The sequence below is a fragment of the Vreelandella populi genome, assembly GCF_003989825.1.
Taxonomy (GTDB): domain Bacteria; phylum Pseudomonadota; class Gammaproteobacteria; order Pseudomonadales; family Halomonadaceae; genus Vreelandella; species Vreelandella populi.
Window position 1 is genome coordinate 248233 of sequence record NZ_RZHE01000006.1, and the last position, 12998, is coordinate 261230.

12 protein-coding genes are annotated in these 12998 nt (G+C 54.2%); 6 read left to right on the top strand and 6 right to left on the bottom strand.

Annotation, left to right across the window (positions count from 1 at the left end; genetic code table 11):
- The first annotated feature begins 41 nt into the window (after positions 1-41).
- Positions 42-722 (top strand): gamma-glutamyl-gamma-aminobutyrate hydrolase family protein, encoded by a 681-nt coding sequence (locus ELY25_RS06180; RefSeq protein WP_126950408.1) that lies wholly within the window; start codon positions 42-44, stop codon positions 720-722.
- Here ELY25_RS06180 and tpx read toward each other — a convergent pair.
- On the bottom strand, positions 712-1215 hold the full coding sequence (gene tpx / locus ELY25_RS06185; protein WP_126950409.1) for a thiol peroxidase: 504 nt from the start codon (positions 1213-1215) through the stop codon (positions 712-714). The two genes, ELY25_RS06180 and tpx, sit on opposite strands and share 11 nt — an antisense overlap.
- A gap of 136 nt (positions 1216-1351) precedes the next feature.
- On the opposite strand from tpx, the gene ELY25_RS06190 reads away from it, so the two are divergent.
- The gene (locus tag ELY25_RS06190) at positions 1352-2068 is read left to right on the top strand and encodes a glutamine amidotransferase (RefSeq protein WP_126950410.1); all 717 of its coding nucleotides are present in this window, start codon (positions 1352-1354) and stop codon (positions 2066-2068) included.
- Here ELY25_RS06190 and nfi read toward each other — a convergent pair.
- Both nfi and ELY25_RS06200 read right to left on the bottom strand, forming a co-directional pair.
- Positions 2034-2759, bottom strand: a complete 726-nt coding sequence (gene nfi, locus ELY25_RS06195; protein WP_126950411.1) for a deoxyribonuclease V — start codon at positions 2757-2759, stop codon at positions 2034-2036. The two genes, ELY25_RS06190 and nfi, sit on opposite strands and share 35 nt — an antisense overlap.
- A 120-nt stretch (positions 2760-2879) precedes the next feature.
- Complete coding sequence (locus ELY25_RS06200; protein ID WP_126950412.1) at positions 2880-4613, bottom strand: DEAD/DEAH box helicase; 1734 nt, start codon at positions 4611-4613, stop codon at positions 2880-2882.
- 498 nt (positions 4614-5111) lie between these two features.
- Here ELY25_RS06200 and ELY25_RS06210 point away from each other — a divergent pair, with 498 nt between their 5' ends.
- Positions 5112-5309 (top strand): CsbD family protein, encoded by a 198-nt coding sequence (locus ELY25_RS06210; protein ID WP_126950413.1) that lies wholly within the window; start codon positions 5112-5114, stop codon positions 5307-5309.
- Positions 5310-5424: 115 nt separating this feature from the next.
- On the top strand, positions 5425-5910 hold the full coding sequence (locus tag ELY25_RS06215; protein ID WP_126950414.1) for a PRC-barrel domain-containing protein: 486 nt from the start codon (positions 5425-5427) through the stop codon (positions 5908-5910).
- A 95-nt stretch (positions 5911-6005) separates the two neighbouring features.
- Here the strand turns inward: ELY25_RS06215 and ELY25_RS06220 are convergent, their stop codons facing one another.
- Both ELY25_RS06220 and ELY25_RS06225 read right to left on the bottom strand, forming a co-directional pair.
- The gene (locus tag ELY25_RS06220) at positions 6006-6998 is read right to left on the bottom strand and encodes a glutathione S-transferase family protein (protein ID WP_126950415.1); all 993 of its coding nucleotides are present in this window, start codon (positions 6996-6998) and stop codon (positions 6006-6008) included.
- Positions 6999-7097: 99 nt separating this feature from the next.
- Positions 7098-8009 (bottom strand): LysR family transcriptional regulator, encoded by a 912-nt coding sequence (locus ELY25_RS06225; protein ID WP_126950416.1) that lies wholly within the window; start codon positions 8007-8009, stop codon positions 7098-7100.
- A gap of 713 nt (positions 8010-8722) precedes the next feature.
- Between ELY25_RS06225 and ELY25_RS06230 the strand changes: the two genes are divergently transcribed.
- Positions 8723-10378 (top strand): peptidoglycan DD-metalloendopeptidase family protein, encoded by a 1656-nt coding sequence (locus ELY25_RS06230; protein ID WP_126950417.1) that lies wholly within the window; start codon positions 8723-8725, stop codon positions 10376-10378.
- 96 nt (positions 10379-10474) lie between these two features.
- On the opposite strand, the gene ELY25_RS06235 is transcribed toward ELY25_RS06230, so the two are convergent.
- A complete protein-coding gene (locus tag ELY25_RS06235) occupies positions 10475-12115 on the bottom strand; it encodes a L,D-transpeptidase family protein (protein ID WP_126950418.1) in 1641 nt (546 codons plus the stop codon).
- 105 nt (positions 12116-12220) lie between these two features.
- Between ELY25_RS06235 and ELY25_RS06240 the strand changes: the two genes are divergently transcribed.
- Positions 12221-12946, top strand: a complete 726-nt coding sequence (locus tag ELY25_RS06240) for a murein L,D-transpeptidase catalytic domain family protein (RefSeq protein ID WP_126950419.1) — start codon at positions 12221-12223, stop codon at positions 12944-12946.
- Positions 12947-12998: the final 52 nt, after the last annotated feature.

Here is a 12998-nt window from a genome sequence, read left to right on the forward strand (position 1 = left end):
TGCATGATCATTTTATGGATACTTGAAGGGAAGTTATCTGAATGTCACGGCCGCTGATCGGAATCACCACTTCAGATGCTAAAAGCCAGCTTGCCTGGTGGTTTGACTGGTTTGCCGTATGGCGCCATGGCGGGAGGCCCTTGCGCTTATCCCCTTCCCGCCCCCTACCAGGCTACCTTGATGGCCTCATCATTGGCGGTGGCGATGATATCCAGGCCACCCTTTATGGTGGCGAAATCCAGCTGGACGTTCGCCTTGATCCTGCCCGCGACGAGCTGGAACTTGCGCTACTTGAACGCTTTATTCCGCTGAATACGCCGGTGTTGGGCATCTGCCGGGGAGCGCAGCTTATCAACGTGCATTTAGGTGGCACCCTGGACCCTGATATTTACACCACTCATGAAGGGTTAAAGCGGAGACGCACGGTACTGCCACGTAAAACCGTGGACATTGTTGGCGACAGCCAGCTCTACCAGCTGCTGGGCGTTACCTGGTGCCGCGTCAACAGTCTTCATCATCAGGCGGTCAACAAGGCGGGTAAGGGGATCGAGATTGTGGCCCGCGACCGGGATGGACTGGTACAGGGTATCGAGTCCCGCGAGCATGACTTTTTAATTGGCGTGCAGTGGCATCCAGAATGGCTGATTTTCAATCGCCCCCAGCAGCGCCTGATTCGGGCACTGCTGGACGCCGCCAAACAGCCGCTAAACGCTACGCGTTAAGCACCGCCAGTGCAGCATCGTAATCAGGCTCGTTTTTGATTTCGCTGACAAGCTCACTGTGCAGTACGCGGTTATCGGCATCCAATACCACCACGGCACGCGCGCACAGGCCAGCCATGGGGCTATTACATAGCGCCACGCCCCAGGTTTCCTGGAAATCAGGATGACGGAAGGTCGATAGCGTTTTGACGTTATCCAACCCTTCAGCGCCGCAAAACCGCTTGGCGGCAAACGGTAAATCCGCAGACACCACCAGCACCACCGTATCGGCAAGGTTGGAGGCAAGCTCGTTAAAGCGCCGCGTGGACATGGCGCAGGTGGGCGTATCCACGCTGGGAATAATATTGAGTACCTTATGCTTGCCTGCATAGGTATCCAACGTGACGTCTTGCAAGTCGCTATTGGTGAGCGTCATCGCAGGGGCTATCTGCCCTTTGGCAGGCAGTAAACCAGCGACATCCATTGGCTCGCCTGCACGGGTAACCTGTTGCATTGCGTATTCCTTATATCGTTGATGATGAATGCGTTCTTACCCTCTGAGAAGCCATGGTAGGCTATCTTCCGCGCTTTGCCGACTCATTGCGAAGTGCAGGTTCAACGTTTGCGCTGCATTTCACCGAGGGAGTGATATGGCCTGTGTACTGATCGTTAAAACCGGTGACGCTTATCCAGAAGTGGTCGACCAGCACGGCGATTTTGAAACGCTATTTTTAAATCAGTTAAGCACCACATTGTCAGCACATTTACACCTGCAGGTATGGGATGCCAAGCGTCAAGCCAAAGCGCCTGCCTTGGATACATTAGCAGGCATTGTGATTACCGGCTCCCATAGCATGGTAAGCGACGCCGAACCCTGGAGCGAAGCGCTTAAGCCTTGGCTACAAGAAGCGTTGGAAAGTGATATTCCCATGCTAGGCGTCTGCTATGGGCATCAGCTAATGGCGGCGGCCTTTGGCGGCGTCAGCGGCTATCACCCGGCTGGCCGCGAGTCAGGCACCCACGGCGTGGAACTAACGCAAGAAGGCCAGCAAGACCTGCTGTTTGGTCAATTACCGCCACGCTTTGATGCCCATCTTTCCCATGCACAGACCGTTTTGCAGGCGCCCGCTGGTGCAACTGTGCTGGCCCATAATCGTCATGATGCTCATCAGTCGCTACGCTACGGCTCACGCCAGTGGAGTGTGCAATTTCATCCCGAATTTACCCCGGCCGTCATGCGCGCTTATATAGAGCGCCAGCGTGCTGCACTGCGCGACCAAGGTGAAGACCCCGGCAGTCTATCTGCCAACGTGATGGAGGCGCCTGAAGCGGCTAGTCTACTGACGCGTTTTCTGACGCTTGTATAGCGGCCTGCTTGCGCTGATCTCGGCGAGAAGCGAGCCGGTCCGCCAGACGGGTTGGCTCAGGCAGTTTGGTGCGCCCTAAGCAGCGCATCACCCATTCAAGAGAGGTTTCCAGGCTAATGCGGTGGCCAGGAGATACAAACAGCGGCTTCACCTTATTACGTGAACGCAACACTGCACCGATGGTGTCGCGGCCTGCGCGCAGCGGCACCCAGTCGCCTCGCTCCTCGCCTACCTCGTCATGCTTTCCGTATAGACGAGACTTGGCAACCCCAATCGTGGGCAAGTCGAGCCACAGCCCCAGATGCGCCGCGATACCCAGCCTTCGTGGATGGGCAATCCCCTGCCCATCCACCATGATCAGCTCGGGCATGACGCTGAGCTTCTCAAACGCGCCTAGCGCGGCCGGAATTTCACGAAACGAGAGCAACCCTGGAATATACGGCATGCGTGTGGGCTCGCGGTGAACAATCTGCTCGACCACGGTGAGATCTGGCGCTGTGGCCGGGTCCCAGCGCAGTAACACCACGGCAGCCCGCGTTGTATCGCCGTTATCCTCAAAGCCAATATCCATGCCAGCAATATGGGTAACCGGATCAATACGGTCAGTTAACTCCAACTGCTGGGCAAGCTCTTTTTGCAAGGCAATGGCCTCTTTGGGGGCCAGATTCCATTCATGTAGCGCTGTTTTCATCGTCGACTCCCTGTCGTGTTTGTCGGGACGTCTTTAGCGTAGCAAAAAAATGCCCCCGCACCGTTTCCGGGCGGGGGCATTTTGGGGTGCGGCAGATACCGCTAGCGAGCGCTTATACGCTTACGCTTCGCGACGACGGATCGGCGCATCGCCATCGTCACGGCGGCGGCGCGGAGCACGCTCAGGCGCACTATCTTCACTGATTTCCAACGGACGGCCAGCAACGCGGGCACGTGCCATCTTGGTCAGAATCGTGGCAGGCAGCCCGCTGGGCAGCTCAACAACAGAGAAGGCGTTACGAATATCGATACGACCGATACGTGCACCTTCAATACCGCCTTCATTGGCCAGTGCGCCAACCAGCTGGCCTGGCTTGACGCCATCTTTATGGCCAACGGATACGCGGTAGCGGGTCATGCCTTCGCTGGGTGTGCGAGCACGCTCACCACCACGTTCGGCGCCACGCTCACGACGAGCACCCGGCTTGGCGCTGCTGCTGCCTTCACGCGGTGCACGCTCTTTACGCGGTGCCTGCAGGCGACCAATCGGTGCCTCATCAGCACGCGCCATAGCGGCAAACGCGCAGGCCAGCTCAATAGGGTCATGACCTTCTTCAACCAGACGCTCGACCAGCGCACGCTGCTCTTCAGCGCCTTTGGTCAACGCAGCTACCACACGGTGGTGGAAGACTTCGTCACGGTGGGCGCGAATGGCGGCTTCGTCAGGAAGCGGCATTTCGGTCATTTTCTGACCGGTTGCCTGCTCCATCCAGCCCACTTTACGGCCTTCACGGAAACCGGCAAACGTAATCGCAATACCGCTACGCCCAGCACGACCGGTACGACCGATACGGTGCGTATAGGCTTCTGCATCTTGTGGCAGGTCGTAGTTGATAACGTGCGTAATACGCGGCACGTCAAGACCACGAGCAGCAACGTCAGTCGCAATCAGCACGTCGATCTTGCTACGCTTCAAGCGAGTAATCGTACGCTCACGCAGGCTTTGATCCAGATCACCGGACAGGCCAGCTGCATTTACGCCGCGAGCAGTCAACTGCTCAACCAGCGTGGTACAAGCAGCACGGGTACGCACGAAGACGATAGCGGCATCGACCGGCTCGACTTCAAGAATACGCGCCAGTGCTTCAAGCTTGGCACCGCCATCAACACGCACGATGCGTTGCTCAATGTTTTCGCCAGTAGTAGTGCGCGACTCGATCGCCACTTTTACCGGGTTAACCAGGTAACGGTTAACAATGCGCTCAATTTCAGTCGGCAGTGTTGCCGAGAAGAACACACGCTGTGCATCTTTCGGGGTATCGGCGACCACACGTTTAACGTCGTCGATAAAGCCCATGCGCAGCATTTCGTCAGCTTCGTCTAACACAAGCGCTGACAAACCATCCAGCTTCAAGCTGCCGCGATCCAGGTGATCAATAATACGGCCAGGGGTGCCAACGATGACTTGGGCACCGCGCTTCAGCGCGCCTAACTGCTCACGGTACTCTTGACCACCACACAGGGTTGCCACTTCAAGACCCTGCAGGTTTTGACCGTACTTACTAAATGAGGCTGCAACCTGCTGAGCAAGCTCGCGGGTCGGGGCCATTACTAATACTTGGGGTACACGACGCTGGATATCCAGACGTGACAATAACGGTAAAGCAAATGCAGCGGTTTTACCGGTACCAGTTTGTGCCTGGCCCAGCATATCGCGACCTTCCAGCAGCGCAGGAATAGTTTGCGCCTGGATGGGTGAAGGGATTACATAGCCCTGTGCTTCAACAGCAGACAGAACAGCAGGCAATAGAGCCAGATCACCGAAGCTCGGCGAGGCGACAGAAGTCGAGGTCATTAATCACACCTTGGTAGGCCGGCAGTACCGGCAAAAAACATCGTAAGCGTCTCTGACTCTGTTATCGCTGCATAAAACGCATCAATAAACAGACTCCGCTAAGCGGATAATGTCATCAGTGGAGTCGGAGACGCCGGTCGCACCTAGCATCCGGTTGGCAAACTATTATCAAGGGCCAACCGCTGTGGCGACCTTCTGCGCCGATTTCACCCGTTTGGTGAAATGCTGGAGGCGCGCCATCTTCACAGCAATGAACATCTGCAACTGGCTAGATGTTCCCGCAAGCTTTCCTGCGTATGAATATACAGCTACACAGGTAAATGCTTATCGTCGTGATGGAGGGGTCAACACATGCGAGGAGCGCGCATCCTAACACTGCATTTCATGAATGACCAGTCTTTTTACTTTACCAATATTAAACGTCTCGGTTTGCAGCTGTGTTGATATGGTCTAACTTAATAGATGCCTTTGCCTGTTCAGTAATTCAAGGAGCGATATATGAACTGGGACCAAATTGAAGGTAAATGGACTGAAGTAAAAGGCAAGGCACGTGCCAGCTGGGGCGAGTTTACGGATGATGAGCTTGACCAGATCGGCGGCAAGAAAGACCAGCTGGTTGGTAAACTACAGCAAAAATATGGTCTTGAACGTGAACAGGCTGAAAAACGTGCCGATGATTGGGCAGACAGTCTATAAGCTGCCTGATTTTTCATTTTGATGACTGTTTCGCTATAGGTAGTGAGTGGCCTGCACTAATAATGTGTACTGAAAAAGCCGCCCCTACTATTTACTAGCCACAGGGAGAGAAGCTATGCGTAAGTCAATGCTAACTACCGCGATTACTACGGCACTGCTAGGCAGCCTGGCATTTGGCGTGCAGGCTTCAGAGCAAGAGCCACAGGGTATGTATTCTGCTGACGATATTCTTGATGCAGATGTCTATTTTGCTAACGGGTCTGGCGATGAGATTGGCGAAGTAGACGATATTTTGTTTGATGAAGATATGCGCATCAGCGCCTTGGTCATCGAAAGTGGCGCTGTTCTTGGCTTAGGGGGTCGTGAGATCGTTGTGGGCACCGACTACTTCTCACTTGAAACCCATACCGAAAGCGATGGTGATATCGAACATCGTATTATCCTGGACGCCAGTTCGGATGAAATTGCAGCATTTCCTACCTATGATCGTGACTGGTGGGAACAGACCAAAGTTAATGCGCGTAGCGCTTGGGAAACCACACGCGATGGTGCTGAAAGTGCCTGGCAGAGAACGCGCAATGCTGTCGCCAACGACGAGTAAGCGCTTTTATACTGTGCTTGGTTAACCGTTAAAATAAAGGGGGCCGCCTTATCAAGCGGCCCCCTTTATTTATTGCTTCAGCACTACCGTTGTCCTTACGCTGAACGAATGCCCTGCCCCGGCAAGCGTTCCCGATCATGGGGGCGCTCGAAATCAAGCAGCGGCCCAGCGGGCACGATACGTGTCGGGTTGATGTTGTCATGGCTGTAATAGTAGTGGCGCTTGATATGATCCATATCGACCGTTTCAGCAATGCCCGGCCACTGGTAAATCTCACGCACGTAGTTGGCCAGATTGGGGAAATCTTCAATGCGCTTGAAGTTGCATTTGAAGTGGCCATAATAAACGGCGTCAAACCGAATTAACGTAGTAAACAGGCGAATATCTGCCTCCGTCAACCACTCTCCCGCCAGATAGCGCTGGGTAGCCAGACGTTTTTCGACGCGCTCAAGCGCTTCAAACAGTGCTTTTACGTGCTTTTCATAAACACTCTGCTCGGTGGCAAAACCCGTCTTGTATACGCCATTGTTAATATGATCATAAATATCAGCGTTGACTTCATCGATGACATCGCGCAGATCCTCCGGGTAAAGGTCCAGCGCGTTGCCCGTCAGCTCGTCAAAGGCGCGATTGAAAATACGCATTAAATCAGCCGACTCATTATTGACGATCGCACTGCGCTTTCTGTCCCACAGCACCGGTACGGTCACACGGCCTGTATAGGTAGGGTCCGTCATGGTGTAGAGCTGATAGTGATAGTCCACGCCGTTAAGCGTATCTCCGCTCGACCCTTCATCGCGATGGTACGTCCAGCCTTTATCTAGCATCAAAGGGCTTGTATGCGACACCTCTATAAAGGATTCGAGCCCTTTAAGCTTGCGCATAATTAGTACTCGGTGCGCCCAAGGGCAGGCAAGCGAGACGTAGAGGTGATAACGGTTTTTTTCCGCCGGATAAGCATTGCCATCGGTTTCTGGCTTGTCGCCCACCCAGTCGCGCAACTGAGCGGATTCACGGACAAATTCGCCGCCGCTTTTTTTGGTGTCGTACCACTGATCGTGCCATTCGCCATTAACGAGCAGGCCCATAGGTCATCTCCTGAAAGCGTAATTAATATCAGGCGTTTGCCTAACTCGTTTCAGCATAACCTGATAGGGTGGATGCTCAAGCGGATGTTTTACCGCGTTTCATTCGAGGGAATCGAACTGTTCCGGGCACTGCTCACTCACAGCCTGCTTTAATGCCGCAGCCATGGCATGAGCGGCGGGACCGGCGCGGTCGCGGTCACGAAAGATCATCTGCACGGGCACCTCACGAATGCCGCCAGCAGCGAGCGGAAGCGGCTTCAGCTGCCCTGCCCGGATCTCGTCGGCTATACGCGTCTCCGGCATCCAGGCAAACCCGAGGCCTCGCTTCAGCATGTCCAGTGAGGTATTCAAGTGGCCGACGGTCCAGCGCTGTTCGGCTTTAAGCCAGCCGGCGTTAGTGGATTGACGCAGCGCCGAGTCACGCACGACCAGCTGTCGATGCTGCGCCAGATCGCGAAGATCCAGTGCCCGCCCCAGCTGATGCAACGGATGATCAGGATGAGCCACGGCGACAAAACGCACGCTCACCAGTGGCTCGCCTAAAAAGCCCTGCGCTTCAATGCCTGATATCACTAAATCAGCGCGGCCATCGTAAAGCATTTCTATTCCACCATTGAGAACGCTTTCATGCAGCTGCACACGTACCTGTGGGTAGGTTTCTGAAAAGCGCTCAAGTGCCTTGGCCTGCGCTGACGCTGGAAACACCTGATCAATCGCCAGCACTATCTCAGCCTCAAGGCCCGCTGCCAGACGTGAAGCAACGTCCTCCAGCGACGCCGCACTCTCGATCAGCTGGCGCGCGCGGCGAAGCAGCAATTCGCCAGCCTCGGTCAGGCGTACCTGACGACCAATGGGCTCAAGTACCTGTACACCCAACTGCTCTTCCAGCTTATGAACGGCATGATTCAAGGTAGAAGGACTTTTATGCACAACTTCCGCCGCGCGCGCAAACCCTCCGTGATCCACGACTGCTGCCAGCATTTGCCATTGTGAAAGTGTTACCCGAGACATTTCGATTTCCTCAACGCTTCACAGCGAAATCATCCGCCTAATCTTCGAAAAATACCGCTAGAATGCCAGCAATTCACCGTGAATATTGTATTTTCACACTACATTTCACTTATATGTCAAATAAGTGATAATTGGCTGCTGCTATTAACCTCTCTTAGAGGTAGCACTTTTTAGCTTTGATGCTCTAATCGAGCCCACAATGGCTTCTCAAGGCCCTAGTTAACTTTTTGTTACAAAAATAATAGCGATAAAGGGCTTAGCTTAAGGATGAAAGGAACATATCTTACTTAAGTTATCCTCTCTATAGCAGCGGATCATGACTTAATTAACATTTGAATTTATATAAACTGCTGTTTTAATTGACAATGGAAATATATTTTTCTTAGTGAATTTACTTGCAACTTAACCAATCGCTATAAAGCTTTTACACATAGAGAATGTTGTCTATGGTTAGGTTAACAAAGAAGGCGCTAGCAATGTTGGTAACAGTAAGATACATGAGACATCAGGTAACATTTCTTTACGTAAACGTTTACTTTTGTTAGCAAAAACCTTCCATAAACAAACATAACCCTAAGTATTATTGATTTTCTGACAAGGTCATGTGGCTTGTATGGATATACAGTCTATGCACTCCCCACTTCATGGGGTAAGGTTCCGGAGCTTGCTTCCATATTACTTTTTTGATCACGAACTCGGCGGCCTATTTACCCATGTTGCGAATCCTACATTCGCTGCCCCGCACGCATAAACTGTTACTGTTACCCGTGGCCACAATGGTCACTGTGTTGGGCGCACAAAAATTAATTACAACTTATCAAGATCTGAATCAACCCCACACCCCGCTTGAAAGCGTGTTAGTGCCGCTTCCAAGTGACTCAGCTCCCGGCATTCCATCGCTTCACCAAGAGCGAACGCCGGTCGCTGATGCAATCAACCGTGCCTCCCGCGCGATTGATGCCACCCGCGAACATATCCCGCTTAGCGATTTAACAGCCAAGGAGATTGTTGACCTTGACGTTATTTCCAGTGCTGAAGCCTCTCTCGCCGATACGACCCCGCCAAGTACTGTGCTTGATCATGGCGCACTTCATATGGCTATTGTTGTTGGCACGCTGACAAGCGGCATGCTCGATGTCGACACTACTTCTTCTGTCGAAATCGCCGATGCCACTTCTTATGAAGACTACGGAATCGACCTATTCGACGACGTTTCATTTCTTGAGCTTGAGCTCGCTGCTGAAGAACCGTTTGTACCGGAATGGGAAACACATCTTGTTGAATCCGGCGAGACATTTGCGGTGCTGGCGCAAAATGAGCTGGGTCTAGGCTACAGCGAAGTATTGGCACTGCTGGATGATTTGCCAGAACCGCGGATGCTGACCAACTGGCAGGCAGGTCATAGCTTTGACTACCAGCTGGATGAGAATGGCCGTTTGATGGCGCTTCGCATGATGAAAAATACCCGTGATGGGGTATTGGTCGAAAGCGAAGACAACCAGTTTGCCGTTACTGCCATCGAGCGACAGGGCGAACCGGTTCAGCGCCTTTATGCAGGTAGTGTTAGCGGTAGTTTTGCCCGTTCAGCTCAGGCTACGGGTTTAAGCAGCAGCTCTGTTACCGAGCTGACCAAACTGCTCGAGAAGAAACTGGATTTTCGACGTGATAGCCGCCGGGGTGATCAATTCCAGGTGCTGGTCGAGTCCGACATGATCGAAGGTGAAACGCTCGATTCGCGCGTGCTGGCGGTCAAGTACAACGGCGAGCGCATGGATCTTACCGTAGTGCGTAACGCTACAGATGATAACTTCTATACACCTGACGGCAACAGCCTCGATCCTTCCTTTGCGCGTTACCCGTTTGAGGGTAGCTACCGCTTGAGTTCGAACTTCAACCCTCGTCGCAAGCACCCGGTTACCGGCCGCGTCAGCCCACATAATGGTACCGACTTTGCCATGCCGATCGGCACCGCAGTGGTTGCCCCGGCTAACGGCCGCGTCGAGCGGGTAGCCAACCACCCTGCCGCCGGACGCTACATCGTGGTACGCCACGATAACGGTTACCGTACACGCTACCTGCACCTTTCTCAGCCTCTGGTCAGCCAGGGCGATCGGGTCACCATGGGCGAGCGTATTGCGCTGTCGGGCAATACCGGGCGCAGTACCGGCCCTCACCTGCATTATGAAGTCATCGTTAATAACTCGCCGGTGAACGCCATGACGGTCGATCTGCCGGAAAACATGGGGCTAAGCGGCGATACGCTGATTGCTTTCCAGCGTCAGGCCGAGCCTATGCTGGCCGCGCTGGATAGCGGCGAGACAGGTACCATCAGCGTTGCAGGCTATCAGCCGGAGAGCGATGCCGAATAGCTGGCCCAACGCCTCCCCAAACAGTAACGCCGCCCATTGGGCGGCGTTACTGTTTAAAGGACGACAATTTTCAAACTGCAGCTTGTTGGCATGATGCTACACCGAGCGTTGCAGAGCGGCGAGCAATGAAGCGTCGCGGCGGTAGATATCCGAACGAAACTCGACTTCGCCCTCGGCATTTGGCCAGGCCGTTAAATAGTGCAGTGCCACCGGGATACGCTGGGGCAGGTTGACATTGCGGTCGCTGCCACCGCTATTTAACAGCGAGCTTAGCTGATAGCGGCTGCCACTATCTTGCAGCAGCATCTGGGCAAACTCTCGCACTCCCTCCACACGTACACAGCCGGAACTCAAGGCCCGCTGGTCGCGCTGAAAAAGCCCTTGGGCTGGCGTATCGTGCAGGTAAATCATGTCATTGTTGGGAAAGCGCACCACTACTCTTCCCAGCGGATTGCTGCTACCTGCTACCTGGCGCAGCATGACACCTCCGGGGCGCTGCCAATCCACCTCGGCAGGGTCTAGCTGTGCACCGGCCATATTGATGACCTGCATGTTGTTTTGGCTCAGGTAATCGGTGTTCTGGCGTACCCGAGGCAGCACATCCTCACGCATGATAGTAGGCGGAATAGTCCAACTGGGATTAATCGTCAGATGACTGATAGACGAGTGAATGATGGGCGTTTCGCGGTGCGGCGATCCTACCACCACCCGGGCATTCCATTGCTGGCCACTCGGGCGGATATAGTGCAACTGGAAGCCAGCGATATCGACCCAGACCCGTGGCTCACTGGCTTGCATGGGGCCGATCCAGCGGGCACGCTCCAGATTAACCCGTAACTGATCGACCCGGGAGGCGGCGGGCGCATTAAGCGCCAAACGCGTCTGCTCACCGACGACACCGTCCTCCTTAAGCTGGTGGCGCCGTTGAAAACGCTTTACCGCCGCTTCAAGCTCGGCGTCAAAGACACGCTTATCACCCCTTGCTACCTGTACGCCGATCATTGGATAGGCGCTACTATCCGCCGAGAGCAGACCAGTTTCACCCCACAGTGTCAGGCGCTGGCGCAGTGTAGTTACGTCATCGTCAACATCCCCCGGGCGCAGCGACTCCTCGCGTGAGCCAAGATAAGGCGCGCTGCCCAACGTGGCGATATGGCGATACTGGCTTAACGCCTCACGCAGTTGCTCATACTCGCTGGAGGCTGGCCGCGCCAGAGTAAAAGCACGCTCAAGGTCTTGGTCATCAACCGCATGAGCGACTCTCAAGAGCGAGTAGCGCCGCTCAGGACGCGCAACATCCCAGTTGGGTTCTACGTCTCGTGGGTTGACCTTGCCACGCTCCAGATGGTCAAGCGCCAGCAGCAACGCGCGGGTTGCCTGAATATCAAAGGCTGCCTGAGTAGACTCCCCGGCATTCTGGCTACTCTGAAAGGCCCCCATCAACCTGTCAGCACGGTAATCTGCAGGGTTTAAACCATCGTTTTCGAGCGTATTGAGCGCAGCAACCAGTGCCTGAACTGCCGATTCACTCTGCCAGGCCAGTTTTTCGTTACGCAATTGGTAAAATTCTTCCACCGGCAACAGCCCCTGACTGCCAACCAGGCCCTGCTGAGTAAGTGCTTGTTGAAGCGGCTCATTAGCCGCGTACGCCGATGTTGCACCGAAGGGAATTTGGGACAGTGTCAGACCTAGAGCGGCCCCTATCGCCCATTGTCTTAGTGACTGCATCTCGTTCATCGCCCTCTCCTTGCGTTACTATAAGTTCCCATTTGCGGCATGCTTACTTTTATCATAGCCGTTTACTTATTTTCGTCGTCAATATCATCGGCAGGATTGCTCTGTATGGTAAGCCGTTTGCACCCTTTTTCCGTGTTGTGCTGTGTGCCGTTAGCGTTACTTAGCCTTCCCCTTCAAGCGAGCAGTTTTTTTTCAAGCGTTGTCGCCGCGCCGCCTCCCGGCGTTTTACCGCTTCAGCATCAACTTCTTCAATTAGCCCCTAGCGCCCCCCCTGAAGCTCTGCGCCTTGCAGCACAGGCGCTTAGCTGCGCTGACCCGAACGCCGAGCGGCTGGCCGTCATCGACTACTCGCTACCGTCAACCGAGCCCCGGCTGTGGGTGTTTGATTTGCATGAGCATAAACTGCTGTTTGAAGAGTTGGTGTCTCACGGCCAAGGGTCTGGCGATGCTTACGCCGAGGCCTTTTCCAATACCCCCGAGAGCTACCAATCAAGTCTTGGGCTATTTCGCACCATGAACAGCTACTATGGCCGCAACGGCTATTCATTACGGCTCAACGGGCTTGAACCCGAGGTCAACGATCTGGCCTATGAGCGTGCGATTGTGATTCACGGGGCTGACTATGTAAGCGACGACTTTATTGCCCAAACCGGACGCCTGGGTCGCAGCCACGGCTGCCCGGCGGTTCGTCAGGATATTACTTACCCGCTGATTGATAGCTTACGCGAGGATCAGTATGTGTTTGCCTATTACCCCGACCAGGAGTGGCTTGCTACTTCAAGCTTCTTACGCTGCACGCAATCCCATTCCACTCATTTGGCGCAGCGCTAGGTTCTGCCTGAAAAGTCGGCGAGCGAAAGCACTTTTCAGATAAGGCCTAGGC

Coding starts and splice junctions, on each gene's coding strand:
- tpx (WP_126950409.1), bottom strand. CDS start 1,215: ATGCAACAGGTTACCCGTGCAGGCGAGCCAATGGATGTCGCTGGTTTA.
- ELY25_RS06220 (WP_126950415.1), bottom strand. CDS start 6,998: ATGGGCCTGCTCGTTAATGGCGAATGGCACGATCAGTGGTACGACACC.
- nfi (WP_126950411.1), bottom strand. CDS start 2,759: ATGAAAACAGCGCTACATGAATGGAATCTGGCCCCCAAAGAGGCCATT.
- ELY25_RS06200 (WP_126950412.1), bottom strand. CDS start 4,613: ATGACCTCGACTTCTGTCGCCTCGCCGAGCTTCGGTGATCTGGCTCTA.
- ELY25_RS06230 (WP_126950417.1), top strand. CDS start 8,723: ATGTTGCGAATCCTACATTCGCTGCCCCGCACGCATAAACTGTTACTG.
- ELY25_RS06180 (WP_126950408.1), top strand. CDS start 42: ATGTCACGGCCGCTGATCGGAATCACCACTTCAGATGCTAAAAGCCAG.
- ELY25_RS06190 (WP_126950410.1), top strand. CDS start 1,352: ATGGCCTGTGTACTGATCGTTAAAACCGGTGACGCTTATCCAGAAGTG.
- ELY25_RS06215 (WP_126950414.1), top strand. CDS start 5,425: ATGCGTAAGTCAATGCTAACTACCGCGATTACTACGGCACTGCTAGGC.
- ELY25_RS06235 (WP_126950418.1), bottom strand. CDS start 12,115: ATGAACGAGATGCAGTCACTAAGACAATGGGCGATAGGGGCCGCTCTA.
- ELY25_RS06210 (WP_126950413.1), top strand. CDS start 5,112: ATGAACTGGGACCAAATTGAAGGTAAATGGACTGAAGTAAAAGGCAAG.
- ELY25_RS06225 (WP_126950416.1), bottom strand. CDS start 8,009: ATGTCTCGGGTAACACTTTCACAATGGCAAATGCTGGCAGCAGTCGTG.
- ELY25_RS06240 (WP_126950419.1), top strand. CDS start 12,221: ATGGTAAGCCGTTTGCACCCTTTTTCCGTGTTGTGCTGTGTGCCGTTA.